Origin of the sequence: Agrobacterium sp. NPDC058088, from assembly GCF_042885035.1 — a bacterium.
Classification (GTDB): domain Bacteria; phylum Pseudomonadota; class Alphaproteobacteria; order Rhizobiales; family Rhizobiaceae; genus Agrobacterium.
In genome coordinates this window covers 505,462-531,617 of record NZ_JBHVSU010000002.1, presented here as the reverse complement: position 1 = coordinate 531,617, position 26,156 = coordinate 505,462, and the positions used below count along the sequence as shown (strand labels likewise).

Sequence of the window (26,156 nt, the reverse complement as noted above, 5' to 3'; positions counted from 1 at the left end):
CCAAGGATGACGCCGGGAAAATATCTGCCCTCGTCATTAACTTCGGGGAATACGACGCAAGCTTACCGCGGGAGTGGCAACATCCCTCACCCCTGTGGCGTCGAGGCTTTGCGCGCCGCCCGCCTCGCCAAGCCCAGCTGATGCTCGCGGAAAATGATGAAGATGCCAGCAAGAATCACGATCGCCGTGCCGATCAGCATGGTGAAGGTGGGGATGTCTCCGAACAGGATGTAGGAGACCGCGATTCCAAAGATGATGGAGCTGTATTCGAAGGGCGCGATGACGGAGACTTCCGCATGGCGGTAACTTTCCGTCAGGAAAATCTGTGCAACGCCGCCGCAGATGCCACTGGTCATCAAAAGCATCGTCTGCGTCATCGTCAGCGCGCTCCAGCCGAGCGGCACGCTGATGAGCGATAACAAAGTGGCGGTGAGCGAAAAATAGAGCACGATGGTCGGCGTCTTTTCCGTCTCCACGAGTTGCCGCACCTGGATCATTGCCAACCCACCCAGCGCCGCGCCACACAGCACGGCAATAGCCCCCAGCCCCTCGCCCGCGGCAAATCCACCTTCGCGCAGAAGCGTCATCTTCGGCCACAGAATGACCAGCACGCCTATCATGCCGACGAAGACCGCGCTCCAGCGATAGACGCGCACCTTCTCACGCAGAATGAAGGCGGCGAAAACGACGGCGAGCAGCGGCGAGGCATAACCGATGGCGATGAATTCCGGCAGCGGCAGCATGGTCAGCCCGTAAAAGCCACAGGCCATGGAGAGGATGCCGAGAAAACCGCGCTTGAAATGGCCGAGAAGATTGTTGGTGTGCAGCGCGCTTGCCAGCGCATGCAGCCAGGCGAGGTAAACGACGATCGGAATGATGGCGAAAGCCGAACGAAAGAAGGTGATCTGCCCCGCCGGCACATCGCCTGCGGCCTTGATGCACGTCTGCATGACCAGAAAAAAGCCAACCGAAATCAGCTTCATGCTGATCCCGCGGAAGGGATTCATCGGTTCGGCGTTCATAGGCAGTTACTCATATCGGCTGCACAGACACGCCATCGGGAGGTTTTCACTTGGGGGAGACGACGCAGGGGAAGTGGATGCGCCAAGGCTAGAGCATTCCTCCTGGGCTTTACAACAAAAAACGTTATTCACACATGAATTCCGCTGATCTGGCGAAGCTTCGTTCTCCCGGCCGGGCGGATGACCGCAAACCAAAAGTGGCACGCGCTAAAATTTGAAGAAAATAAAATATAATTTCAGCAATCGTTCAACATTTGCTGCGATGGTCCTGACGTCCGGCGGCGGGAGGATCGTCTGCATGACCGGCAAAACCTTCCATGGCGGGACATAACGTCCTCCGATGCGCACATGAACGTGACGAATACTCTACCTATTTTACATCCGGGCCTTATGACGACATGATGCCGGGAGACCACGCCAAGTTATTCAGGGATAGTCATGCGAACAGACACGGGCCAGATCGTTCACCTGGCAGATTACCGCCCCACCGATTTCGTTCTGGAGCGGGTGGATCTCACCTTCGAACTCGACCCCAAGAACACCAAGGTTGAAGCCCGTCTGATCTTTCACCGGCGCGAAGGTGCCGATATCAAGGCCCCGCTGATTCTCGATGGCGACGAACTGACGCTTTCCAGTCTGCTGCTCGACCAGGTGGAACTTCCCGCCAGCCAATATGAGGCGACGCCCGACAGCCTGACCATCCGCGACCTGCCGGCCGAAGCCCCCTTTGAGATCTGCGTCACCAACTACATCAACCCGCAGGTCAATACGCAGCTGATGGGGCTTTACCGCACCAATGGCGTTTATTGCACGCAATGCGAAGCGGAAGGTTTCCGCCGCATCACCTATTTCCCCGACCGCCCGGATGTTCTGGCGCCCTACACGGTGACGATCATTGCGGCGAAGGAAGGCAATCCGCTACTCCTGTCGAACGGCAACTTCCTCGGCGGCGGCAATTACGACGAGGGCCGTCACTTTGCTGCCTGGTTCGATCCGCATCCGAAACCAAGCTATCTCTTCGCGCTTGTCGCCGGCGATCTCGGCGTGGTGGAAGATACTTTCACCACCATGTCGGGCCGCGAAGTGGCGCTCAAGATTTACGTCGAGCACGGCAAGGAGCCGCGTGCGGCCTATGCCATGGACGCGCTGAAGCGTTCCATGACGTGGGACGAAGAGCGCTTCGGCCGCGAATATGACCTCGATATCTTCATGATCGTCGCCGTGTCCGATTTCAATATGGGCGCGATGGAGAACAAGGGGCTCAACGTCTTCAACGACAAATTCGTGCTGGCCGACCCGGAAACGGCCTCTGACGCTGACTACGCCAATATCGAGCGCATCATTGCGCATGAATATTTCCACAACTGGACAGGCAACCGTATCACCTGCCGCGACTGGTTCCAGCTGTGCCTCAAGGAAGGCCTGACGGTTTATCGCGATCAGGAGTTTTCCGCGGACATGCGCTCGCGTCCGGTCAAGCGTATCGCCGATGTGCGCCACCTGAAGTCGGAGCAGTTCCCGGAGGATTCCGGTCCGCTGGCGCATCCGCCGCGCCCGGATACCTACCGAGAAATCAACAACTTCTACACGACGACCGTGTATGAAAAAGGTGCCGAAGTCACCCGCATGATCGCAACGATCCTCGGCGCTGACGACTTCAAGAAGGGCATGGACCTCTATTTCGAACGCCATGACGGCGAAGCGGCGACGGTCGAAGATTTCGTCAAGAGCTTTACCGATGCCAGCGGTCGCGATCTCTCGCAGTTTTCGCTGTGGTACACCGAGGCCGGCACGCCGCTGGTCTCCGTTTCGTCCGCTTACGATGCCAGCAAGGCCACTTTCAGCCTGACGCTGGAACAGACCGTGGCACCGACGCCCGGTCAGCGGGTGAAGCAGCCGCGTCACATTCCGCTGTCGCTGGCACTGATCCTCGATAATGGCCAGATTGCCGAACCGCAGGCTGTCGAAGGCGGTGAGTATCGCGATGGCGTGCTGCATCTGACCGAACGCAACCAGACCTTCTCCTTCTCCGGTATTTCCTCGCGTCCGGTGCTGTCGATCAACCGCAGCTTCTCGGCGCCGATCAATCTGGATTTTGAGCAGAATGCGGCCGATCTGGTGCAGATCGCCCGGCATGAAACCGACATGTTCGCTCGTTTCCAGGCGCTGACCGATCTTGCCCTGCCGGCGCTGATTGCCGCCACCAAGGCGGTGCAGAACGGTGAAGAGATACAGACGGATGCGGCGCTCTCCGCAACGCTCGTCGAAATCATCGGCGACGATACGCTGGAACCGGCATTCCGGGCGCAGGCGCTTGCCTTGCCGAGCGAAACGGATATCGCCCGCGAACTCGGCGGCAACACCGATCCCGACGCCATCCACAAGGCGCGTAATGCTACGATCAAGGCCATTGCCACGGCTGGCCTCGAAACCTTGCAGCGCCTTGTCGACAGTGCTGGCAATGGCGAGGCCTATGACCCCGGCGCAGACAGCGCCGGACGCCGTTCGCTGCGCAATGGCGCGCTGAGCTTCCTCGCCTATGCCGAGGGAACGCCGGAGCGGGCAGCGAAGGCCTATGCCGACGCCACCAACATGACCGATCTTGCGCATGCGCTCAGCGTCCTGACCCAGCGCTTCCCCGACAGTGCCGAAACGAAGGAGGCGCTTGCCGCCTTCGAAAAACGCTTTGCCGACAATGCGCTCGTTCTCGACAAGTGGTTCTCGCTGCAGGCCGCCATTCCGGGCGAAGCTGCGCTGGAGCGCATCAAGACGCTGATGAAATCGAAACATTTCATCGCCACCAATCCGAACCGGGTGCGTTCGCTGGTCGGCACGCTCGCCTTCTCCAACCCCACCGGTTTCCACCGTGCGGATGGCGCGGCCTACCGTTTCCTTGCCGAACAGATCATCGCCATCGACAAGCGCAATCCGCAGCTGGCTGCCCGTATCCTTACCTCCATGCGCTCCTGGCGCTCGCTTGAGGCAAACCGTGCAGACCATGCGAAAGCCGCGCTTTCGACCATTGCCGAAGCGAAAGGCCTTTCGACGGATGTGAGCGATATTGTCGGACGCATCCTGAAGGGCTGATCGCCCCCGAAGTCTCACCACTCTGATCCACGCCGCGACGCCGTCTTGATTTCCATCAAGGCGGCGTCGCGCATTGCGCGGCATCCTTCTGTGCGAAGGGCCAACCTCGGCTCGGGACCAGAAAGGAATTTCAGATGACGGACATGTCCAGAACCAGCGCTTCGTTTCAACGCTTCATGACCGACGCCCCGGCTCATAAGACCGCATGGCTGCAGGCTGTGCAGGGCTTGGGCGCGGCCTCCACGCTCGACTTGAAGACGCAGAGCCTGATCTATATCGGCATTCTGGCCGCTCTTCGTCTGGAAAGCGGTATCAGTTTTCATGTGATGGAAGCCAAGGCGCACGGTGCGAGCCGCGACGATATCATCAGCGCAGTGCTGACCGGTCTTCCAGCCGCGGGCAATGGCGTGATCGGCGCGCTTGGCCCTGCTCTCGATGCCTTCGACGGAGCCTAAAACCCGTTCCACGCGGGATCCCGAAGCAGCCGAAATTAAAGTGCCGGCTCACTGATTTTCTTCATGAATCCCGCGTCCCCCGAAGCGGAAACAGATTGTCCCGAAAAAATACGGAGTCGGTTCAAGGGGTTAAATTTCTTTTAACTTTTGCCTCTGGACAGAGGGAATCGCATTTGATTCATTAGGGATATTCGAGCGGCGGCGCTTCGAATCAGTGGGGATATCTAAAAGGCGGGACAATGACGAACGTGCGGCGGGCGACTGCGGGCGATGAGCGGCCGTATGCCAAATTTTCTGATCTTGCGGCCTGGGGCGAAAGGCTTTCCAGCGACCTGATGGGTTTGATGAATGGCACCGACCGCCCGGCGGCGCAGGTCGAGACCCTGCTCAAACGTCTGATCCCCATTCTCATCCTCGCCTTCCTCGTCGTCGTTGCCGCCTCGCGCATGCTGGGCATCGTTGCCGAATATAGCCGCATGGAAGAAGCCGCCCGCCATTCCACCGCACTGACGGCGCTGACTGCCAAAGCGGCCCTTCTGAACAATGACACGATCTTCACAGCACAGGATCGCACCCGCGCCGAGGCAAACCTTGTCGCCGCTTTGCCATCGGGCAGCCTTGCCGATGGCACCATGGTGCTGCTGTCCGGCAGCAATGGCCGCATTTTCGCAGGCGCCGGCAAGGATGCCTTGCTTTACGTCGGCACCTCGCTGCCCGCCCTGCTTCCCGAGATTGCCATCGTGCAGCGTTTCCCCGGCGCACCCGGCACCATCGAGACCAATATCGATGGCCAGCAGCATTATGCGACGATGATCCCGTTTGGCGACGATGGCGCGATGGTGATCGCGGCGCGTTCGTTGCAGCCGATCCGTTCCTTCTGGCGCAGCGAGATCGCCATGAACGTGACGCTGTTCGCCGGCATCTCCTCCATCCTGCTTGTCGTGCTCTACGCCTATTACATGCAGGTGAAGCGCGCCCGCGACGCCGATGACATCTTCGCCGAATCCAACCTGCGGGTGGAAACGGCGCTGTCGCGCGGCCGCTGCGGCCTTTGGGATTTCGATCTTGCCAGCCGACGCATGTTCTGGTCCGGTTCGCTTTATGAAATTCTGGGCATGCCGCCGAAGGCAGCACCGCTCTCCTTCTCAGACGCGGCCCGCATGATGCATTCGGAAGACGGCAATCTCTACGAGCTCGCCCGCGCCGTCGGCTGCGGCAACCTGCGCCAGATCGACCAGATTTTCCGCATGCGCCATTCCAAGGGGCATTATGTCTGGCTGCGTGCCCGTGCGCAGGTGATCCGCACCAATAACGGTCCGCGTGTCATCGGCATCGCCATGGACGTCACCGAGCAGCACCGTCTTGCCCAACGCTACGCAGAGGCCGACCAGCGCCTTGCCGACGCCATCGAATCCACCTCGGAAGCCTTTGTGTTGTGGGACAAGAATGATCGTCTGGTTATGTGCAACACCCACTACCAGAAGGCCTATGGCCTGCCAGACAGCGTGCTTGTGGCCGGCACGGAAAAAACCACTGTCCATGCTGCGGCCGCCCGACCTGTCGTGGAACGCCGCGTTGCCGATGCGGACCAGTCCGGCCTGTCACGCACCACGGAAGTGCAGCTTGCCGATGACCGCTGGCTGCAGATCAACGAACGCCGCACCCGCGATGGCGGCCTCGTCTCTGTCGGCACCGACATTACGCTTCTCAAGCGCCATCAGGAGCGGCTGCGCGATTCCGAGCGCCGGCTGATGGCAACCATCGGCGATCTCTCCGCCTCGCAGCACAAGCTGGAACGGCAGAAAACCGAGCTTTCCGACGCCAACGCCAACTACCTCGCCGAAAAAGAGCGCGCCCAGGCCGCAAACCGGGCGAAATCGGAATTCCTCGCTAATATGAGCCACGAGCTGCGCACGCCGCTCAACGCCATTCTCGGTTTCTCCGAAATCCTGCTGAACGAGATGTTCGGCCCCGTCGGCTCGCCAAAATATTCCGAATATGCCCGCGACATTCACGACAGCGGCAAGCACCTCTTGAACGTCATCAACGATATTCTCGACATGTCGAAGATCGAGGCGGGCCATATGCGCATCAACCGCGAGACGATCGACCTCGCGCCGCTGATCGAGGAAACTCTGCGTCTGACGGCCATCCAGGCCGAGCAGAAGAACATCACCGTTCAGCAGAAAGTCTGCGCTGGCCTCACCATGCAGGGCGACCGCCGTGCCATGAAACAGATCATGCTCAACCTGCTCTCCAACGCCGTGAAATTCACGGGCGATGGCGGCCGCATTGCGCTACGCACCCATGTGCATGAGGCTGCGATGATCCTCACCATCGCCGATACCGGCATCGGCATTCCCACCCAGGCTCTGGAAAAGATCGGCCAGCCCTTCGAGCAGGTGCAGAGCCAATATGCCAAGAGCCAGGGCGGCTCGGGGCTTGGTCTTGCGATTTCCCGCTCGCTGGTGAAGTTGCATGGCGGGACGATGAAGATCCGCTCGTGTGAAGGACGTGGGACAGTGGTGACGATTATTATTCCGCATACGGCGGGGCGGTGTGGGACGGTGCATTGATAGGGATGTGGGAGAGTGTGGCTTCACCCCCCTCTGTCCTGCCGGACATCTCCCCCTCAAGGGGGGAGATCGATATGCGGCCAGCTTTCGACCATCTCAACGGTAGAGGATGGAAGTGGCGAGAGGGCCTCTGGCCGATCTCCCCCCTTGAGGGGGAGATGCCCGGCAGGGCAGAGGGGGGTAAAGCCAAACCCGCCCACATCACCCGTTCTTCACCACCCCAACAAACGCCTTCCGCACCGCTTTCGCCAACCGCTTCACTTCCCCCTCCAGCGTCGCAATATCAGGGCAATCTCCTGCCCGGCACACAAGATCGATCAAGCCCGCTGGCGCTTCCTTCGGGTTAAACGCCCCATCGATGCACAACCGCACAATCTGGGAAATCTCGGTATAAAGCCCCATCGCCGCCATGCAGTCATCGAAAGCCTGCGGTTCCATGACCGGCGCGGCCAGGACCTGCAGCGCCTCGGCCGTGTTGCGACCCGGTTCATGCGCGGCAAGCCCCTTCGCAGGCCCTACCAGCGCCAGATATTGCGCGATGAATTCCAGATCGACCAAGCCGCCATTGATGAGCTTGAAGTCCCAGATATTCTCCGGCGGCTTTTCCTGCTCGATGAGGCTTCGCATCTCCAGCACATCGGCGGAAACCTTCGCCACATCGCGCTTTTGCGAAAGGATGGAGGCGATGATGCGGCGCGCATCCTCCATGAGCGTGTCCTCGCCGCAGACGAGGCGGGCACGCGACAGCGCCATGTGCTCCCAGGTCCAGGCCTCCTCGCGCTGGTATTTCTCGAAGGCGGAAATACGCGTCGCCACCGGTCCCTTGTTGCCGGAGGGGCGAAGCCGCATGTCGACCTCGTAGAGCACGCCTTCCGCCGTCGGGGCTGACAGGGCAGCGATCAGCCGCTGGGTGACGCGGGTGAAATAACGCACCACATCGAGCGGCTTTGCGCCGGTCGATTCATGAGCGGTGTCGTCATAATCATAGAGCAGGATGAGATCGACATCCGAACCGGCTGTGAGCTCGAAGGAGCCGAGCTTGCCCATGCCCATGACGGCGACACGGCCGCCGGGATAAGGCCCATGCGCCGCCTCCATTTCCGAAAGCACCGCATTCAGCGCCGCCTCGATGACCAGATCGGCAAGATGGGTGAAGGCGCGGGCGGCGACCTCGCCACGGATTGCGCCAGTCAGCAGCCTGACACCGATGAGGAACCGCTGCTCAGCGGCGAAAATGCGCAGCCGGTCGAGAATATCCTCGTAGTGGCGTGCGTTGGAGAGGAAATTGCCCATGCGGTGGGCGAGATAATCCCGTGTCGGCACGTCGCTCATCAGCGCCGGGTCCAGCATGCCGTCGAAAACATGCGGCCGGGCGGCGATGATTTCGGCAAGGCGCGGCGCGGAGGACATGATCGTTACCAGCAGGTCGAGCAGCGCCGGGTTGTTGCCGAGCAGCGAAAAAAGCTGGATGCCCGCCGGCAGGCCCGAGAGGAAATTATCAAAGCGCAGCAGTGCCTCATCGGCCCGCTTGCTTTCACCGAAGGCGCGCAGCAGGTCAGGCGTCAGTTCCGTCAGCCGCTCGCGCGCCTCGACCGATTGCGTTGCCCGGTAACGGCCATTGTGCCAGGTGCGGATGACGCGGGAAATATCCTCCGGCCGTTGAAAGCCGAGCGTGGAGAGCGTTTTCAGCGTATCGGGATCGTCCTTCTGGCCGGTGAAGACCAGATTGCCGGCCTCGCCCGACAGCTTCACCTCCTGCTCGAACAGCGCCGAATAACGCCGCTCCACCAGCCGCAGCACCTCTTCCAGCTTCTCCGAAAAAGCCTTGGTGTCCTCGAAACCCAGCATGAAGGCGATGCGCTTCAATTCGGCTTCCGTGTCAGGCAGCACATGGGTCTGCTCGTCGCGCACCATCTGGATGCGGTGTTCCACCTCGCGCAGGAACCAATAGGCCTCCGTCAGGCTGTCGCGGGTTTCGGCGTCGATCCATTTCGCCTCAGTCAGCGCCGCCAGCGCCTCTTCGGTTGCGCGCACGCGTAGCGGCGGCATGCGCCCGCCGGCGATCAGCTGCTGGGTCTGGGCGAAGAACTCGATCTCGCGGATGCCACCACGCCCGAGTTTGACATTGTGGCCCTTCACCGCAATGGCGCCGTGGCCCTTATGCGCATGAATCTGCCGCTTGATGGAATGAATATCGGCAATCGCCGCATAATCGAGATATTTGCGGAAGATGAAGGGCGTCAACTCGCGCAGGAAATTCTCACCCGCCTTGATATCGCCGGCCACAGGCCTTGCCTTGATATAGGCGGCACGCTCCCAGTTCTGGCCCCTGCCCTCGTAATAAAGCAACGCCGCTTCCACGGGGATGGCGAGCGGTGTCGAGCCGGGGTCTGGCCGCAGCCGCAGATCCGTGCGGAAGACATAACCATCGGCGGTACGCTCCTGCATGATGCGAACGAGACGGCGCATCATGCGGCCGAAATTCTCCGTCGCATCATAGGGATCGTCCATGATGCCAGCCGAAGGTTCGAAGAACACGACGGCATCGATATCGGAGGAATAGTTGAGCTCGCGCGCGCCGAGTTTGCCCATGCCGAGCACGATCAGCCCGGAACCCTCGCTGGGCGCTGCAATATTCTTCAGTTTCAGCTTGCCGCTTTCATGCGCTGAGAGCAGCAGATGATCGATGGCGGCGGATAGCGATGCATCCGCCATGTCGCTCAGCCACCGCGTCGTATCGCGGGCAGTGAAGAGGCGAGCAAGATCCGCAAGGGCCGCAACGAAGGAAAGCCGACGCTTGGCTGTTCTGAGCCGTGACATCACCTCGTTTTCGGCGGGCACGGCACCCTCTGCGGGCTTCCAGCAATCACGCGCCTCGCGCACCAGATCGGTCAGCAGCGGCTCCAGCGGCTTCGAAATCGCCAGCGTCAAAAGCCCCTCATCCGCCGCCGCCATGTCGCGCAGATAGGGCGACAGGGTGAAAGCGGCGGCGATGAAGTCCTTAAGCGGGCTTTCGCCGGCGAGAAGCGTGGCCACCGCCGGTTCTGCCTTGCCGATATCCTTCAGCGTCGAAAGAACGGATTTCAGTTCCGTCTGCGTATAGGGGCGGATGGCACCCGGCAGAACATCGCTCAGACCTCTGACGGTTTTTTTCTCTTTCGTCACGCAAGTCTCCCATCCCGCGTTTTGGCAGCGGCCCATAACCGAGCCCGCCATCATGCCGACGGTTGTAACAAATGACGCAAGGATTGCGACCAGAAAAACATGCTCGGGTGAGTGCCGAGCTTTAGCCTGTCGTAGCGGGGAAGATCATGGAAACGGTCAGTCCCGGGCAAGCCGTATTGGTGGCATCCGTGTCCGAGAGCACCAGCGATCCGCCGTGCAGCTCCATCACCGCTTCCACCAGCGAGAGGCCCAGTCCGGTGCCCGGCTTGGAGCGGCTCTCATCCAGCCGCACGAAGCGTTTCAGCACCTCACCGCGCTTGTCGGCGGGAATGCCGGGACCATTATCGGCAACGGAGAGCACGATCGCCTCCGCTTCTTTCACCAGACGAACGACGAGTTTTTTGTCGCCCTCGCCTTCGCAGGCATATTTCATGGCATTGTCGATGAGGTTGGAAAGCGCCTGGCCGATCAGTTCGCGGTTGCCCTGTACGGAAAGACCCGGCTCTATCTGCGATTCCAGCGCAAGGCCAGCATCCTCGGCCACCGGCTCGTAAAGTTCGGCGCTGTCGGCGGCGATCGCCGACATGTCCACACCGGTCATTTCAGCCGCGATCGAACCTGCCTCAACGCGGGAGATCATCAACAGCGCATTGAAGGTACGGATGAGCTGGTCGGATTCGGCGATGATGCCTTCAAGGGCAGCCCGCCGTTTCGTCTCGTCGTCGTCATCAAGTGCTGCGGCTGCCTTGTTGCGCAGCCGCGTCAGCGGCGTCTTCAGGTCATGGGCGATATTGTCGGAGACTTGTCGCAGGCCCTCGTTCAGCTTTTCGATGCGGCCGAGCATGGCGTTGAGCGAGCCGGACAGCCGGTCGAATTCATCACCGGAGCGGCCCTGCGGCAGGCGCTGGGAAAGGTCGCCGGCTATGATCCTCTTGGTTGCGGCCGACATGCGGTCGATGCGTTTGAGCGCATTGCGGCCAATGCCAAACCAGATGAGCAAAGCGCCACCACTCATGATCGCAAGCGCCACCATCAGCGCATTGCGCACGAGCGCCCGGAACTTCGTCGGCTCGCCAAGATCGCGGCCAATCAGGATGCGCAGGCCATTGTCCAGCACGAAAACATTGGCGGTGGCGAGATGCTGCACGCTGTCGCCGCTTTCGGAATATCGCTCGTAACGGAAAGGAAAACCGGTCCAGCCCTCCTTGTCGAAGACGCCGGGCTCTACAGAGGCGACGTTTCCGGCGAGGATTTCGCCATTCGGGCCGGCGATGATGTAAAGGCTCGCACCCGGCTGGCGGGCACGGCGCTCCATCATCCTCAGCAGCGGATTGATGCCACCGCGATTATAGACGCGCTGCACATCCGAAACTTCCTGCAGGACGGCATCCCGCGTCTGCTGGTTCAACAGCCGTTCGGAGAGCGCCGTGACATAAAAGACAAGGAAGGCGGCGCAGAGTGCGAATAGCAGGATATAGAGCGCCGAAAGGCGCACCGCCGTCGATCTGAACAATAGTCTGAGGCGGGCCATTTTCGGCAATCAGCCCTCGTCCTTCATCATGTAACCGGCGCCGCGAATGGTCTTCAGCAGCGGCTTCTCGAAATCCTTCTCGATTTTCGAACGAAGACGGGAAACATGCACGTCGATGACATTGGTCTGCGGGTCGAAGTGATAATCCCAGACGTTTTCCAGAAGCATGGTGCGGGTCACCACCTGGCCGGCATTCTTCATCAGATATTCCAGCAGACGGAATTCGCGCGGCTGTAACAGGATTTCCTTGCCGCCACGGCGGACATCATGCGACAGGCGGTCAAGTTCCAGATCACCGACGCGGTAGATCATGTCCTGCTCGGGTTTGCCTTTGCGGCGACCAAGCACCTCGATGCGGGCGAGCAGTTCGGAAAAGGCATAGGGTTTCGGCAGATAATCATCGCCGCCGGCGCGCAGGCCGGTCACGCGGTCATCCACCTGGCCCAGCGCGGAAAGGATCAGCACCGGCGTTTCGATGCCGCGGTGGCGCAGCTCGCTGATGACGGAGAGCCCGTCGCGGCGCGGCAGCATGCGGTCTATCACCATCACGTCGTAGGCATTCTCGCAGCCCATGAACAAACCGCTCTCGCCATCGCTGGCGTGATCGGCGACAATCCCGGCTTCGCGGAACGCCTTGGTCATATAGGCCGCAGCCTCGAGGTCGTCTTCAATGACAAGAATCTTCATGTGCGGGACAATAGCGCCCTCCCCCATTTCCGTACAACCGGAAACAGAAGCGGGAGTAACTTCCTGAACCTTGTTTTCCATGGAATTTCCTCCGAAGATCTGGTCTCTGGCACCTTAGCGCTTCAAGACGGAGCGAGCGCCCACGGACTGGGCGAGTGCGGCTGGGTTTCTTCTCCCCGCCGGAGAGAAGGTGGCCCGAAGGGTCGGTTGATGGGGCAAGCGCGCAGTCTCTAGCTACCCTCGCCCCCTCATCCCGCTGCCGCGACCTTTTCCCCCACAGGGAGAAGAAACAAGTGGCACGCGCTCGTTCCATATGCTCTGTCCCGTCTTACAGGCGAGACACATTCCTTGGCGATGCCGGCTCCAAAAGAACCGGCATCGCCTCTCAACTTATCAACCCTGGTCGATATCCAGAGCGATGAAGCGGCTGCCGTCATCCGTCTGGATCTGGAACAGCGCCTTGGAGCGCCCGTCCTTCTTGGCCTGTTCGAGGATTTTCTCGATGTCGGCGGCAGACGCAACCTGCTGGTTGTTGACAGAAGTGATCTTCTCACCCGTCTTCAGGCCACGGGCAGCGGCATCGCTGTCGGGGTCGACATCGGTGATGGCAAGCCCGTTGCCGTCATCGGCGGGCGAAACCGTCAGGCCGAGGCTGGACAGTACCTTCTCGCTAGAGGACTGGCCCTTGTCGTCGTTCTGGGTCGGTGTCGATTTGGAGGCATCATCACTGGCGAGATCACCAAGCGTCACATTGACCGACTGGGATTTGCCACCACGCCACAACGAGATTTCAACCTTGGTGTTGGGTGCCATACCGCCGATGCGGCGCGACAGGTCGCGTGCATCCTTGACGGGATCGCCATTGACGGCGGTGATAATGTCGCCCTGCTTGATGCCGGCCTTGTCGCCCGGCGAGCCCGCCTGAGGAGAAACGACGAGCGCGCCGCTGGCTTCAGAAAGGCCGAGCGATTCTGCAATATCCTTGCTGACAGGCTGAATCTGCACGCCTAGCCAGCCACGCTCGACCTTGCCGTCCTTCTGCAGGTCGGCGATCACATCCTTGGCGACCGAAGACGGGATGGCGAAGGCGATGCCGACGCTACCGCCGGAAGGCGAGAAGATGGCGGTGTTGATGCCGACCACTTCACCGTTGAGGTTAAAGGCAGGGCCGCCCGAGTTGCCCCGGTTTACGGCAGCATCGATCTGCAGATAATCGTCATAGGGGCCAGAACCGATATTGCGTCCACGAGCAGACACGATGCCCGAGGTGACCGTACCGCCGAGGCCGAAGGGGTTACCAACGGCGACAACCCAGTCACCGACACGGATCTTGCTGTCGTCCGCGAATTTCACATAGGTGAACTTGCGATTCACATCGACTTTCAGGAGCGCCAGATCGGTGCGCGGATCGCGGCCGACCAGCTTGGCATCGAGCTCGGTGCCGTCATTCATCACGATCGTATAGGCCGAACCATCATCGACAACGTGGTTGTTGGTGACGACGTAACCGTCTTCGGAAATGAAGAAACCGGAGCCCTGAGCGACCGGGCGCAGCGGACCCTTGCCATCACGGTGGCGGTTCGGGCCACGGTCCGAGCGATCCTGGTTCGGGCCCCCGAATTCCTTGAAGAAGCGCTTCAGCGGATGATCGTCCGGCAGCTGGTCGAGGCCACGGCCGCCGAAGTTGAAGGAGAAGTTGCTGGAATCGTCGGACGCGGGCTGCACGTTCGACTGCACGCGAACCGAGACGACGGCGGGCGACACGGCATCGACCACATTGGCGAAGCTCGGAACCTGCGGAGCATTCACTTCGACGGGAGCAGCAAAGGAATGGAGGATGGGTGCGGCAAGGCCGGTCGAGAGCATCAGCGCGGCGAGACCGCCAACAGTCGTGGCCTTCATGGCCGTCTTCAGCGAGGCCGTCTTTGGTGAGGAATGGCCGTTTTGCGAATGAGACATGGTGTACCTTCTTTCTTCATTCAGACTGGAACCCGTGTGACCGGGGAAGCGGTGGATGATGGAGATATAGGAGGCAACACCTTACGGCGAAGTGTCTGAGGAATGAAAAATCCGTAATGTTGAAAAAGAACCGAAGACAAAAATGAAAACGGATTATTTTTCAATGAGATTGCGAATTCTCATCTCTTCATCCGCGCTCAGTTTTTGTGGCTGTTGCTGAGTAGCGCGGCGACGCGAAAACACGAAGACGGCGAAAATCCCGGCAAGGGTGAGGCCGATGGGAGCGCCCCACAAAAGTATGGTTCGAAGGCTGAGGCGTGGTTTCAAGAGCACGAACTCGCCGTAACGCGACACGACGTAATCGATGACGGCCTTGTCGCTATCGCCCTGAACCAGCCGGTCGCGCACGAGGACGCGCAGGTCACGCGCGAGTTCGGCGTTGCTGTCATCGATCGACTGATTCTGGCAGACCATGCAGCGCAGCTGGGAGGTCAGATTGCGGGCACGCTGTTCGAGCACGGGGTCCTTGAGGACTTCATCCGGGTTGAAGGCGGAAGCGGGAAATGAAGCAAAGAGGACGAGAAGGAGCGTGAGTCCTGCCACGATCTCCCTCATTCCTGTGCCTGTCACAGGAATCCAGCCAGCCCAAGTCCTTGGGCTGAAAAAACTCTTTCGCCACGCAGACGCGTGTCGGCTGGATTCCTGTGACAGGCACAGGAATGAGGAAGATAACGCAGATATCATTCCGCCGCCTCCGGCATTGCAGTCCGCACCGGCTTCGCCTTGCGATTCGGCGCTCCGACCCGCAAACGCCTGTCCGAGAGCGAGATAAAACCACCCGCCATCATGAACAGCGTGCCCCCCCAGATGCAGAGGATGAAAGGTTTCCACCAGATGCGAACCACCATGCCACCATCGGCCATGGGGTCACCCAGCGAGACATAGAGCTGGCTGAGACCAAAGGTCAGGATGCCGGCTTCTGTCGTCGGCATTCGCCGGGCGGTATAGAGCCGCTTCGAAGACCAGACATCGGCCACCTCCACACCCGCCTTGCGAACGGTGAAATGGCCGCGATCCTCGGTGAAGTTCGGGCCGACGGCGTGGCGGATGCCATCGAATGTCAGGCTGTAGCCGCCCGCTTCCGCCACCATTCCCTGTTTCATCTCCAGCACCGTCTCCGTCTCGAAGGTGGTGACGATGACGATGCCGAGTACGGTGATGCCGAGGCCCATATGCGCCAGCGCCGTACCGAAGGCGGAACGCGGCAGGCCCTTGAGGCGGCGGAATGCAATACCGAAGGCGAGTTTGCCGAAATTGGCGCGATACCACAGATCGGCAAGTGCGCCGAGAATCAGCCAGAAACCGGCGGCAATGCCGAGTGCTGCCAGCACCGGACCGCCGTGTTCGATATACCACAGCGTCAGCCCCGCCAGCGCGGCGAGCGCCGCCGCCACATAAAGCCGCTGGAAAGCGCCGAGAAGATCGCCGCGTTTCCAGGCCAGCATCGGCCCGAACGGCGTGACGATCAGGATCGGGATCATCAACAGGCCGAAGGTAAGGTTGAAGAACGGCGCACCGACCGAGATTTTTTCGCCCGTCAGCGTTTCGAGAATAAGTGGATAGAGCGTCCCGATCAGCACGGTAGCGGTCGAGACTGTCAGGATCAGGTTGTTAAGGACCAGAGCGCCTTCACGCGAGATCGGCGCGAACAGACCGCCGGCCTTGAGGGTGGGCGCGCGCCACGCAAACAGCGCAAAAGCACCGCCGATGAAGACGGTCAGAATGCCGAGAATGAAGATGCCGCGGCTGGGATCAGTGGCGAAGGCGTGCACGGAGGTCAAAACGCCGGAACGGACGAGGAAGGTGCCGAGCAGCGACAGCGAAAAGGTCATGATCGCCAGAAGCACGGTCCAGATCTTCAGCGCTTCGCGCTTTTCCATGACAAGCGCCGAATGCAGAAGCGCTGTGCCGGCAAGCCACGGCATGAAGGAGGCGTTTTCCACCGGATCCCAGAACCACCAGCCTCCCCAGCCGAGTTCATAATAGGCCCAGTAGGAACCCATGGAGATACCGGCGGTCAGAAAGGTCCAGGCGGCGAGCGTCCAAGGTCTTACCCAGCGCGCCCAGGCAGCGTCGATGCGGCCTTCCAGAAGGGCCGCAACGGCAAAGGAGAAACAGACGGAAAAGCCGACATAACCGAGATAGAGGAGCGGCGGATGGATGGCGAGACCGAAATCCTGGAGGATGGGATTGAGATCCTGTCCTTCCGCCGGCACCCGCTCCAACCGCAGGAATGGGTTTGAGGTGAGCAGAATGAACAGCAGGAAGGCGACGGAAATCCAGGCCTGGACGGCAAGTACATTGGCCTTGAGCGTTTCCGGCAAATTGCGGCCGAATGTGGCGACAAGCGCGCTGAAGAACACAAGGATAAGCAGCCACAACAGCATCGAGCCTTCATGATTGCCCCACACGCCGGTCAGCTTATAGAGCATCGGCATCAGCGAATGGGAGTTTTCCCAGACGTTGCGCACCGAAAAATCAGAGACGGCATAAGCCCGCGTCAGCGCCGCGAAGGAAAAACCCACCAGCAGGAACATCATGATGGAGCCGAGCGAGGCGATATCCATAAATGCCCGGTCGTTGCGGCGCGCGCCGATGACCGGCAGCGTCGAGACAATCAGCCCCACGCCAAGCGCGAGAACGAGGACATAGTGGCCGATCTCGTTGATCATCTGGTTGCTCCGGTTTTGTCGCCTGAGGCAGCGCTGGCCGCAGGCGTGGCGGCGGGTGCTGCCCCCTCGGCGCCCTGCTGCCACAGGCCTTTGTCCTTCAGCCGGTCGGCCACTTCCTTGGGCATATAGTTCTCGTCATGCTTGGCCAGCACGCTGTCGGCCACGAAGCCGTGGGTCGCGGCATCGAACATGCCTTCGGTCACCACGCCCTGCCCTTCGCGGAAGAGATCGGGCAGGATGCCGGTATAACTGACCGGCACAGTGGCCTCGCCATCGGTCACCGTGAAGCTGACCGTGCGGCCCTCGCCACGTTTGATCGAACCCTCCGCCACCAGTCCGCCAAGGCGGATGCGGGTGCCGGGATTGACGGGGGTTTTTTCCAGGTCGGCCGGCATGTAGAAATAGGCTATCGACTGGCCGAAGGCGAACATAACCAGCAAGACCGCCGCAACGATGAAGCTCATGCCACCGCCGATGATCGCCAGACGTTTCTGTTTGCGGGTCATTGCGTCACTCCCTGCGGCGCTGCCTGTCCATTGCGGATCGGCCCGGCGGAAACGCCGAGCTCTTTCGCCAGCGCCAGAAGCTGCCTGCCCTGCTCTCCCTGCGGCGGGAAAGCCTGCAAGCCGGCCCTTAAGGCTTCACCCGCCTTCGCGTCGTTCTTGAGGACGGAATAGGCGCGCATGAGGCGCATCCAACCTTGAAAATCGGCCGGGTTTTCCTTCAATTTGGCATCGAGGCTCGCCACCATGCCCTCGATCATCGCCTGACGATCGGCGGGAGCCATATCCTTTGCAGCGGCAACATCGGCGGCAGTTGGCCCTGTCTCCGCTTTGCCACCCGTCCGGGCAATATGTTCCTGCACCAGTGGCAACCAGGGAGCACCGGCCGGTGCATCGGCGGCGAGTGCGTCAAAGGCTGACCGCGCCTCCTCCGTCTTGCCCGATTGTTCGAGCGCCAGCGCCAGATAAAAACGCGTGCGCGGATTACCGGGGCTCAGCCGGTCAGCCGCGGCAAAAGCATCGCGAGCAGCGTCGGTAACGACACCGTCATTGCCGGCCACCAGCGTTTCGCCAAGGCCCGTCAGCCGCTCCGCGCTCGGCCCCAGGATGCGCAGCGCATTACGATAGGCAAGCTCGGCATCGCCAAGACGCTGGGTCTTGAAATAGATGGGCGCCAGAACATCCCAGCCGCCACCGTCTTCCGGGTTCTGCGCCAGATGCCTTTCAGCACGGGCAACCAAAAGGTTCATGTCGTTACCGGGGTTTTCAAGACGCGCCTCTAGCGGCATGTCCGGCGTCTCCGGACTGCCGTTCCAGATGTAAAGACAGAGCCCCAGCGCAGGCAACAGAACGGTGATCAGGCTGACCGCGAGATTGTGGCGACGCGACCGGATTTCTTTCGCGGGCACCTCCCCGGCGTCGGCCGCGGCCAAAAGGCGACGGCCGATTTCGGCGCGGGCGTATTCGGCCTCGGTTTTGCCGATCAGGCCGGCGGCGCGCTCTCGGTCCAGTTCCGCCAGCTGGTCACGATAAACGGCAACCTCACCGTCACGGCGCGTCTGCGGCGCCTCGGTCTTCCGCATCAGCGGGTACATCAGGACGATGGCGACAGCCGCCGTCAATATCGCAACGACAATCCAGAACATAAGGCTCAATTACTCGAATGCGCGGCACATGGAAACACGAAGCGCGGGGATGACGTGAATTTGAGACATCACGCCGCACCGCAGATGCCGTTTCGCTGTTCCGCCATGCCTCTTCGTGTCACTGCGGCAGGCCCGTGACCTTGATTTACGTCAAACTGATCAGATCAGCGGCGACCAGCTTCCATCGTCATTGCGGCAGGCCGCACCGCGCACCCTGGTGTCGCGCCCGTCGACAGTGAGGGTGTGGGAATATTGCCGGCAGTTCTGGTTGCCGACCTGGTAAGGCGCATTGGCGACCACCTGGCCCTTGACGTCATCGCCGCTCCAGGTGACAGGCGTGCCAACCGGGGCAGTCTCCAGCGCCTTGTATTCCGCCTCCAGCGCCTTGGTCTGGTCGCCCCTGTCCAGCTCCACGCCGCTTTTGCCGACGATGCCGCCTTGCAGATTGGCAAGGAAAGGCGTGGAGGGCTGGGCCGAACGGCCGAACAGGCCGCCGCCAGCGGGGCGGGTGCCCGTGGTCGTGCAGGCGCTCAGCATCGAGACACACAGGATCGAGAGAAGTGCCGGGCGTGACACAAGCGAACGCATCGTCACGGAGCGACAGCCATCATACACGTCAACCAAACCCTGTCCTCTTCATACCGCATTGCAACCAATATTGCGCCATTGAATTTCTTGCCTTTTTTCGCGTCTCACGCAAGCTCTTTCGAAAGACCCGGCAAAATCAGATCGGCTTTCAGGCCACCGATGGCGCTGCGCGACAGCGAAAAGCGGCCATGGTATTCAGACACCACCTCGGAAACGATCGACAGGCCGAGGCCTGTACCCGGCCGGCTTTCGTCCAGCCGGCGGCCACGCTTCATCGCTTCGCTGATCTGTCCCGGCTCCAACCCCGGGCCATCGTCTTCCACCGTCAGTTCCACCCAGGCGCGGCGGGCGATTTCGGCGTCGGAGGACGGGTGGGTACCGGCGGCCAGCGTGATGACCACACGTGTCTGCGCAAAACGCGCGGCATTTTCGAGAAGATTGCCGACGACCTCTTCGAGATCCTGCTGTTCCATGCCGAGCACGGCCCCGGCCTGCTCGAAGTTCAGCACGAACTGCTTGTCGGGATTGAGGCGCCGCATCACCCGCACCAGCCGTTCCAGCGCCGGTTCCGCTTCCACGCGGGCAAGGATCGAGCCGCGCTGTGCGGCGATGCGGGCGCGGGAGAGATAGGATTGCACCTGCGCCTGCATGGCGTCCGCCTGCGCCCGTACCAGATCACCATGCTGGGGCTCCAGCGTGCGGGCCTCGTTGAGGAGGACGGCGATGGGCGTTTTCAGCGAATGCGCGAGGTTGCCAACCTGCATGCGGGCACGCTCCACAAGGCGGCGGTTGCTGTCGATCAGCGCATTGACCTCATTGGCTAGAGGCTGGATTTCACGCGGGAATTCGCCTTCGAGGCTTTCCGCTTCGCCGCCCCTGATCTTGCCGAGCGCCAGACGCGCCTGATCGAGCGGCCGCAGACTGTAGAGAATGGCAAGACCGTTGACGACCAGACTGCCGACACCGAAAACGGCCAGTGCCAGATAAAGGCTGTTGGAGAAATTGCGCACATCGTCTTCCACGACGTTCAGATTGCCGGAAACACGAAACCGCGCCGCACGGCCTTCACCGTCAAGCACGACTTCCGTTTCCGCCACGCGCACCTTGTTGCCCGCCTCATCGGTGACGGCATAAAAGCGCTCGTATCTGTTGTCGAAGGGGGCATCGAGAATGCTCGGCACCGGCAGCGTCGACACGCCGAGCGAGGAGGAAACCAGCGGCGCGGTCTGGAAATTGCCGAGCGGTTCCACCACCCAGTACCAGCCGGTATCAGGCTGCGAGAACCGGAGATCGCCAAGCTGTGGGCTGCCGGCCAGCGTGTTTTCGTTGGAAATCGTCACGGAATTGATGACGTTGTAGAGCTGCGCCCTGAGAAGATCGGTGAAGCTGCGCTCCACCCCCTGCCGGTAAAGCGTCGAGATCACGACGGCGATCACCACCAGCGCCAGCGCCGACCAGGCGGAGGCGAGCAGCAGAACGCGGGCGGTGAGAGAGTTACTTCGCATCTGCCGGCGCTTGCATCCGGTAACCGAGACCGCGGATCGTCTCGATCAGATCAACCCCGATCTTCTTGCGCAAACGTCCGACAAACACCTCGATCGTGTTGGAATCGCGGTCGAAATCCTGATCGTACATATGTTCGACCAGCTCCGTGCGCGAAACGACCTCGCCCATGTGATGCATGAGATAGGACAGGAGCCTGAACTCGTGCGAGGTGAGCTTGAGCGTCGTGCCGTTAACAGTCGCCTTGGAGGATTTGGTGTCGAGCCTGACCGGGCCGCAGACCAGTTCGGAGGAAGCGTGGCCGGCAGCGCGACGGATGAGCGCGCGCACGCGGGCAAGCACTTCCTCCACATGGAATGGCTTGGTCACATAGTCATCGGCACCGGCATCGATGCCCGCCACCTTGTCGCTCCAGCGGTCGCGGGCGGTGAGCATCAGGACCGGCATCGCCTTGCCGGCCGCACGCCATTTTTCAACGACGGTGATGCCATCCAGCTGCGGCAGACCGATATCGAGGACGATGGCGTCATAGGGCTCGGTATCGCCGAGGTAATGCCCCTCCTCGCCGTCAAATGCCTGATCGACGACATAACCGGCCTCTTTCAGGGCGTCGGTCAGCTGTCGATTGAGATTGGCATCGTCCTCAACAACGAGAATACGCATTGGCCGCCCTTTCCTTCCTTCCCGGCCCACGCGGGTGGCCGGTCATGCTACATGTGTCGGGTTGTTTTCCGATATTTCGGCGATGCGGGCAAGCTACATCGGTACGCGCATCGTTACCTTGCGCGGGCGCTCGCCATTGCCCTGGACGAGAACGGTGACGACACAGGACTGACCATCGCCGGAAGGATAGACCGAAAGCAGCTGACCACCGGTTTCGCGCACGACGCGGGCGACGGCTGCGCCACAATCGCTGGCAGCCAAAATGTAGTGGCCCTGCAGATCAGCCTCGGGCGCCGTGAAACCGGAGAGCCCGGCTGCAAGCGTCGCGATGATGAGAGGTGATGCCATTCTACAAACTTCCACAAAAAACCGGGTGCGTCTCGAACCCTAGCGTGTCCGAATATGTAGCGCAAAGCGTCTGAATGGCAAATGAATGCCGGCCCCGCCGCTGCGGCGCGTGGCGGGAACGGCGTTTTCGCAGGCGGCGTCAGCGGATGGAGCGGGTCGCCGAAAGGCGGCCGTAAAGTGCGATCAGACCGCCGATTCCGCCCGCAACCGTCACCAGCCCTTCGGCCAGCTCCCCCTGCGCGCCCGCGGGCAGATCAAATCCGGCAATGTTGAAAAGCGGTGCAAAAACCGCAATCAGCGCGCCCCAGATCGTGCGCGATTGATACCATGCCTTGGTATTGTCCATAATCTCGTCCTTTGCGTTATTTTTCAGGCACATGTCAAAGTGGGAGAAGGGCCTGGGCCACCACCCCCAAGGGCACCGCGCGGCCCAGCTGGCGGACACGCACGGAAATGTGATCCCGAGGAACCGGGAAATCTGTGAGTTCGTCCGCGGCGGGATAAAGCCAAAAGGGTTCCGGCACCTCTGCCACACGGCGCACGGTCTCGCCGTCCAGCACCTCCACGCGATAAAGCTCGAAGGGCTCGTCCAGCGGGATGTCACTCGCATCCCAGCCATCGGCTTCCATGCGACCACGACGCTTCCACCTGAGGAAAACGCCGTCGCGCCCGCGTTCAGCGGAAAGATGCACCGGCGCGAGCGGCGTCTGCGCCCGCGCGCCTCCTTCAAAGGCGAAAGGCCCGGCTGGCGCACCCGCCATGCCAACCGCTTCCACGATCCAGTTCAGGCGTCGCCCGCGCTCGTTTGCAGCAAGACCAAGCGGCTGTATCGCCGCATCGAGAACCACCACCGGAGCGCCCTTTGGCGCGCCTGCGGCGAGCGCATCCTCTGTGCCGCCGAGACCGCGTAGGAACGCGGAGAGCCGCCAGCGCGACCGCGCGATTTCCTCGGCCCGGGCGAAGGCGACGATCTCCCACACGCCGTTTGCGGCCCTGATCGCCAGACGGTTCTCGCCATTCAGCACAGAAAGCTCTGCGACCGATGAGACTTCACCGGCGGGAAGATCGATCAGCATGCTATTGTTGCGGTCGAAACGGCCGGAGGGACCTGATGGCAGCGGCTGCGCCAGCACGCCGATCATCGCGGGCCGGTCCAACAGCACGCGCTGGCGATAACCTTCCGTGCCGGGTGAGGAAGAAACGACGATGGGCCGCCAGGGTTTTGCGAAGGCGGCGATCCGCGCCGAACTTTCCGGCGCGGTGCCATCGTTGTATGGCAGATCGAGAAACAGCACCTCCGGGGCGAACCCTTCGGCGCCGCTTGCGCCAACCCTACGCCGCTCCTCCGCAGCGGTGGCGGCGGCGGAAAAGGCCGGGGAAAAAGCCCGTGCCTCCACCTGCCGCACCGCGCCATCTTCAGTGCGGTTGACCAGAAACCGCCCGGCCGGGGCCTGCGGAAAGACCCTATCCGGCAGGCGGATGCAATCGCCGGGTTCCAGCGTGATATCGGATGGCGGCAGGGCGAAACGCAGGCTGCGCCGCGCATGCCGGTTGTCACGCAGTAGCGCTTCCACGGCTGCTTCCGTCGTTTCCGCCGGCAAAGCGGCGTTGAGATCCAGCCGCAACACCCGTCTGCCGGCATCGTCGATGCGGCGGGAACGCGCACTCGCCTGCTCGTAATCGAATGCCGGATTGAACGACGTCAACACGGCTTCCGCCGCGAAATCGCTGTCATGTCCGCGATTTTCCGACCAGAGCGGCTCGTCCTCGATATCCGCCAGCACGGCAATGTCGCGAACGGGTATCAATGCCGTGTTGCGGGAGCGGAAGCGCAACGTTGCGCCGTCTTCCACCACATCCACCTGAAACGCCGCCATCAGCGGTTCTAGCAGATTACGGGCCGAGGTTATGTCACCCTGCATGTAGCCGGTCAGATCGCCGCTGACGGCCGAGACGTCGAAGGCAGAAAAGCCGTGATCGGTGAGGATGGCGGCGATGGTGTCGGCAAGTGTGGCTGTTCCCAGCCGGCCGTTCAGCCAGTGGCCTGTGCGCCAGTTTGCGCCATCGCTCCAAACGGTACCATTCTGCGGAAAAGCCGGGAAAGGCCGCGCATCCCAGGTCCAGAGATAGACACGGTTCTTGTCCACCATCGCTGCCTCGCCTTGACCCCAATGGTCGAGATGCGCCTCCAGAAACCGCCGCTGCTGGCTGCCTGCCCGGTTGCGACGGGAAAAATGGGGAAAGGCGTTTTCCGCCGATTTCGGATCGGGAAAGACATTGGGGCGCGTGGCGCTCTTGTCCACAGCCGGGCAGCCGAGTTCGGTGAACCAGATCGGCTTTGCGCCCGGCACCCAGTCAGTGGGTGTGGATTTCTCCATACCACGCACCCGGTCGTAATGCAGGTTGCTCCACCAGTTGCGGAGATCCTTGTAACGGAACACCCACGGCTTGCCCTTCAGCCCATCCGTTATCGGCGTGCGCAGCCGCGCCGCGCGATCGGCCTCGCTGGCATAATACCAGTCGAAACCCTCGCCTGCCGTTATAGCGCGGCGAAATGCACTCGCATCATCGGGGCCGGTCATGCCATCGGGATTGCCGCTGGCGGCATCCTCGTCACGCCAGTCGGAAAGCGGCATGTAGTTATCGATGCCGATGGCGTTGATATCCGGGCTCGCCCAGAGCGGATCGAGATGGAAGAACACGTCGCCCGACCCGTCTGCCGGCTGGTGGCCGAAATATTCGCTCCAGTCCGCCGCATAGGTCAACTTTGTCGCCGCTCCGACAATCGTTCGCACATCGCGCGCAAGCCGCACCAGTTCCTCGACGAACGGAAAGGCATCGTTCTGGTCGCGGAGCACGGTGAGGCCACGCAGTTCCGAGCCGATCAGGAACGCGTCCACGCCGCCCGCCCGCGCCGCAAGCGCTGCATAATGCAACACCATGCGACGATAACCTTCGTCCCGGTTGCAGAAGGCGGAAACCTCTGCCCGCGCAGCAGCGCTACGGTCCGGGGAGCCGGCCCTGCCGGGCGCGGGAAAACAGGTAATGCGTCCGCGCCAGCCATAGGCGGCCTGCTCGCGATCGCCATAGGGATCCGGCAGGCCGTTGCCGGCGGGCACATCCATCATCACGAAAGGATAAAGGCAGACCCGCAGCCCCCGGGCCTTGAGATCGGCGATGGCCTGCAGCACGCTCTCATCGTCAGGCGTGCCGCCATAGGCCGGGCCGCCGCCATGATGGCTGACCAGATGCGCGTCACCCCGCGCAAGGCCGGCGACGGACCATGGTGCCGTTTCTCCGTCGCGATCTGCGACCTCGACGCCGGGCAGAATGCGGCATTCGCCCGCCCGCATGTCCGTGCCGAACCAGCCGACCACCAGCGCCACGTTTTGGAGATTGGGGCAAAGCGCCTGCAATTCGTCGATAGCCGCCTGCCAGTCGGTCCCGGCGATCAGATTATTGCGGTTCAGGATGCGGCTTTGGCCGATGCCCGTGCGTTCGCTGACCTGCGTGGTGGCATAACCGTGTTCGGTCGCGCCGGGAATGACGGTGATGGCGCTGATCCGGCGTTCGAGCTTTCCGACTGGTCGCACGACTTCGAACTGCATCAGCGGAATGCGATTGCCATAGTTCTCGAGCGGCAGGCGTTCGAACACCACATAGGCCAGTCCACGAAAGGCCGGCGCGTTGCCTGCGCCCTGCTTCGCCTCGATCAGCGGATCGGGCAATTGCGTCTCACTGCCGGAATAAAAGCGCATCTCGATGCCGGTGAGATCAACTTCGCGCCCATCGGCCCAGACACGCCGTACCAGGGCCGCCTCGCCTTCGCACAGGCCAACGGCGAGATTGGCGAAATAACGGAAGCTTTCCACCTTCGGGCCGCGGTTGCCCTTGCCGCCACGTCGCTGCACCTCAACGCTTTCCTCGAAACGTGTCGCCCAGATGAGCGTGCCACCGATCCTTGCCGTGCCATAAAGCCGGTTGATCGCCGCCCCTTCATCCGCACCGGGAATACGCGCCGTAGAAAGCCGTGTGCCAGCCACCGTGCGGCCGTTCGAAAGCAGCGCGCGATCGACGGCATTGCCGGCCAGCGCCCCCGCCGCCCGGCCGATGACGGCACCCACGGGGCCGAAAATACTACCGAGTGCCGCACCCGCCGCCTGAAAAACGATTGTCGCCATGTTTGCCTCGA

General features: G+C 61.5%; 18 protein-coding genes. 3 read left to right on the top strand and 15 right to left on the bottom strand.

Annotated features, from left to right (window positions below; translation table 11 throughout):
* Nucleotides 1–86 precede the first annotated feature (86 nt).
* Entirely contained in the window at nucleotides 87–1,022 is a 936-nt protein-coding gene (locus ACFVTJ_RS07910; protein WP_386906157.1) for a DMT family transporter, read from the bottom strand.
* A 438-nt stretch (nucleotides 1,023–1,460) separates the two neighbouring features.
* Here ACFVTJ_RS07910 and pepN point away from each other — a divergent pair, with 438 nt between their 5' ends.
* From pepN to ACFVTJ_RS07895, 3 genes are all read left to right on the top strand, one after another.
* Nucleotides 1,461–4,109 carry an aminopeptidase N gene (pepN, locus tag ACFVTJ_RS07905; RefSeq protein ID WP_386906155.1) on the top strand — a complete coding sequence of 883 codons (2,649 nt, stop codon included), beginning with the start codon at nucleotides 1,461–1,463 and terminating at the stop codon, nucleotides 4,107–4,109.
* Nucleotides 4,110–4,243: 134 nt separating this feature from the next.
* Nucleotides 4,244–4,564, top strand: coding sequence for a carboxymuconolactone decarboxylase family protein (locus ACFVTJ_RS07900; RefSeq protein ID WP_386906153.1), 321 nt, complete (start codon nucleotides 4,244–4,246; stop codon nucleotides 4,562–4,564).
* A gap of 239 nt (nucleotides 4,565–4,803) precedes the next feature.
* On the top strand, nucleotides 4,804–7,140 hold the full coding sequence (locus tag ACFVTJ_RS07895; RefSeq protein ID WP_386906151.1) for a PAS domain-containing sensor histidine kinase: 2,337 nt from the start codon (nucleotides 4,804–4,806) through the stop codon (nucleotides 7,138–7,140).
* A gap of 201 nt (nucleotides 7,141–7,341) precedes the next feature.
* On the opposite strand, the gene ACFVTJ_RS07890 is transcribed toward ACFVTJ_RS07895, so the two are convergent.
* The 14 genes from ACFVTJ_RS07890 to ACFVTJ_RS07825 form a co-directional block, all read right to left on the bottom strand.
* On the bottom strand, nucleotides 7,342–10,305 hold the full coding sequence (locus ACFVTJ_RS07890; RefSeq protein ID WP_386906149.1) for a bifunctional [glutamine synthetase] adenylyltransferase/[glutamine synthetase]-adenylyl-L-tyrosine phosphorylase: 2,964 nt from the start codon (nucleotides 10,303–10,305) through the stop codon (nucleotides 7,342–7,344).
* A gap of 121 nt (nucleotides 10,306–10,426) precedes the next feature.
* Nucleotides 10,427–11,836 (bottom strand): sensor histidine kinase, encoded by a 1,410-nt coding sequence (locus ACFVTJ_RS07885; RefSeq protein WP_386906908.1) that lies wholly within the window; start codon nucleotides 11,834–11,836, stop codon nucleotides 10,427–10,429.
* Between the two features lie 9 nt (nucleotides 11,837–11,845).
* The gene (locus ACFVTJ_RS07880) at nucleotides 11,846–12,604 is read right to left on the bottom strand and encodes a response regulator transcription factor (RefSeq protein ID WP_386906147.1); all 759 of its coding nucleotides are present in this window, start codon (nucleotides 12,602–12,604) and stop codon (nucleotides 11,846–11,848) included.
* Nucleotides 12,605–12,916: 312 nt separating this feature from the next.
* Nucleotides 12,917–14,482, bottom strand: coding sequence for a Do family serine endopeptidase (locus tag ACFVTJ_RS07875; RefSeq protein ID WP_386906145.1), 1,566 nt, complete (start codon nucleotides 14,480–14,482; stop codon nucleotides 12,917–12,919).
* Nucleotides 14,483–14,635: 153 nt separating this feature from the next.
* The gene (locus ACFVTJ_RS07870; protein WP_386906143.1) at nucleotides 14,636–15,097 is read right to left on the bottom strand and encodes a cytochrome c-type biogenesis protein CcmH; all 462 of its coding nucleotides are present in this window, start codon (nucleotides 15,095–15,097) and stop codon (nucleotides 14,636–14,638) included.
* Nucleotides 15,098–15,222: 125 nt separating this feature from the next.
* Nucleotides 15,223–17,214: a heme lyase CcmF/NrfE family subunit gene (locus tag ACFVTJ_RS07865; RefSeq protein ID WP_386906141.1), complete on the bottom strand. Its 1,992-nt coding sequence runs from the start codon at nucleotides 17,212–17,214 to the stop codon at nucleotides 15,223–15,225.
* Nucleotides 17,211–17,720 (bottom strand): cytochrome c maturation protein CcmE, encoded by a 510-nt coding sequence (ccmE, locus tag ACFVTJ_RS07860; RefSeq protein ID WP_386906139.1) that lies wholly within the window; start codon nucleotides 17,718–17,720, stop codon nucleotides 17,211–17,213. The genes ACFVTJ_RS07865 and ccmE overlap by 4 nt, the downstream gene beginning before the upstream one ends.
* On the bottom strand, nucleotides 17,717–18,862 hold the full coding sequence (gene ccmI / locus ACFVTJ_RS07855) for a c-type cytochrome biogenesis protein CcmI (RefSeq protein WP_386906137.1): 1,146 nt from the start codon (nucleotides 18,860–18,862) through the stop codon (nucleotides 17,717–17,719). Before ccmI ends, ccmE begins: the two co-directional genes overlap by 4 nt.
* 159 nt (nucleotides 18,863–19,021) lie before the next feature.
* A complete protein-coding gene (locus tag ACFVTJ_RS07850; protein ID WP_386906906.1) occupies nucleotides 19,022–19,450 on the bottom strand; it encodes a hypothetical protein in 429 nt (142 codons plus the stop codon).
* 104 nt (nucleotides 19,451–19,554) lie between these two features.
* Nucleotides 19,555–20,955, bottom strand: coding sequence for an ATP-binding protein (locus tag ACFVTJ_RS07845; protein ID WP_386906135.1), 1,401 nt, complete (start codon nucleotides 20,953–20,955; stop codon nucleotides 19,555–19,557).
* Nucleotides 20,945–21,616 (bottom strand): response regulator transcription factor, encoded by a 672-nt coding sequence (locus ACFVTJ_RS07840; RefSeq protein ID WP_386906133.1) that lies wholly within the window; start codon nucleotides 21,614–21,616, stop codon nucleotides 20,945–20,947. The genes ACFVTJ_RS07845 and ACFVTJ_RS07840 overlap by 11 nt, the downstream gene beginning before the upstream one ends.
* Before the next feature lie 93 nt (nucleotides 21,617–21,709).
* The gene (locus tag ACFVTJ_RS07835) at nucleotides 21,710–21,964 is read right to left on the bottom strand and encodes a hypothetical protein (protein ID WP_003497070.1); all 255 of its coding nucleotides are present in this window, start codon (nucleotides 21,962–21,964) and stop codon (nucleotides 21,710–21,712) included.
* A gap of 139 nt (nucleotides 21,965–22,103) precedes the next feature.
* Entirely contained in the window at nucleotides 22,104–22,310 is a 207-nt protein-coding gene (locus ACFVTJ_RS07830; protein WP_386906130.1) for a hypothetical protein, read from the bottom strand.
* A gap of 34 nt (nucleotides 22,311–22,344) precedes the next feature.
* The gene (locus ACFVTJ_RS07825) at nucleotides 22,345–26,145 is read right to left on the bottom strand and encodes a glycoside hydrolase/phage tail family protein (protein ID WP_386906128.1); all 3,801 of its coding nucleotides are present in this window, start codon (nucleotides 26,143–26,145) and stop codon (nucleotides 22,345–22,347) included.
* Between the last annotated feature and the right edge of the window lie 11 nt (nucleotides 26,146–26,156).

Coding starts and splice junctions, on each gene's coding strand:
- ACFVTJ_RS07910 (WP_386906157.1), bottom strand. CDS start 1,022: ATGAACGCCGAACCGATGAATCCCTTCCGCGGGATCAGCATGAAGCTG.
- pepN (WP_386906155.1), top strand. CDS start 1,461: ATGCGAACAGACACGGGCCAGATCGTTCACCTGGCAGATTACCGCCCC.
- ACFVTJ_RS07900 (WP_386906153.1), top strand. CDS start 4,244: ATGACGGACATGTCCAGAACCAGCGCTTCGTTTCAACGCTTCATGACC.
- ACFVTJ_RS07895 (WP_386906151.1), top strand. CDS start 4,804: ATGACGAACGTGCGGCGGGCGACTGCGGGCGATGAGCGGCCGTATGCC.
- ACFVTJ_RS07885 (WP_386906908.1), bottom strand. CDS start 11,836: ATGGCCCGCCTCAGACTATTGTTCAGATCGACGGCGGTGCGCCTTTCG.
- ACFVTJ_RS07880 (WP_386906147.1), bottom strand. CDS start 12,604: ATGGAAAACAAGGTTCAGGAAGTTACTCCCGCTTCTGTTTCCGGTTGT.
- ACFVTJ_RS07875 (WP_386906145.1), bottom strand. CDS start 14,482: ATGTCTCATTCGCAAAACGGCCATTCCTCACCAAAGACGGCCTCGCTG.
- ACFVTJ_RS07870 (WP_386906143.1), bottom strand. CDS start 15,097: ATGAGGGAGATCGTGGCAGGACTCACGCTCCTTCTCGTCCTCTTTGCT.
- ACFVTJ_RS07865 (WP_386906141.1), bottom strand. CDS start 17,214: ATGATCAACGAGATCGGCCACTATGTCCTCGTTCTCGCGCTTGGCGTG.
- ccmE (WP_386906139.1), bottom strand. CDS start 17,720: ATGACCCGCAAACAGAAACGTCTGGCGATCATCGGCGGTGGCATGAGC.
- ccmI (WP_386906137.1), bottom strand. CDS start 18,862: ATGTTCTGGATTGTCGTTGCGATATTGACGGCGGCTGTCGCCATCGTC.
- ACFVTJ_RS07850 (WP_386906906.1), bottom strand. CDS start 19,450: ATGCGTTCGCTTGTGTCACGCCCGGCACTTCTCTCGATCCTGTGTGTC.
- ACFVTJ_RS07845 (WP_386906135.1), bottom strand. CDS start 20,955: ATGCGAAGTAACTCTCTCACCGCCCGCGTTCTGCTGCTCGCCTCCGCC.
- ACFVTJ_RS07840 (WP_386906133.1), bottom strand. CDS start 21,616: ATGCGTATTCTCGTTGTTGAGGACGATGCCAATCTCAATCGACAGCTG.
- ACFVTJ_RS07835 (WP_003497070.1), bottom strand. CDS start 21,964: ATGGCATCACCTCTCATCATCGCGACGCTTGCAGCCGGGCTCTCCGGT.
- ACFVTJ_RS07830 (WP_386906130.1), bottom strand. CDS start 22,310: ATGGACAATACCAAGGCATGGTATCAATCGCGCACGATCTGGGGCGCG.
- ACFVTJ_RS07825 (WP_386906128.1), bottom strand. CDS start 26,145: ATGGCGACAATCGTTTTTCAGGCGGCGGGTGCGGCACTCGGTAGTATT.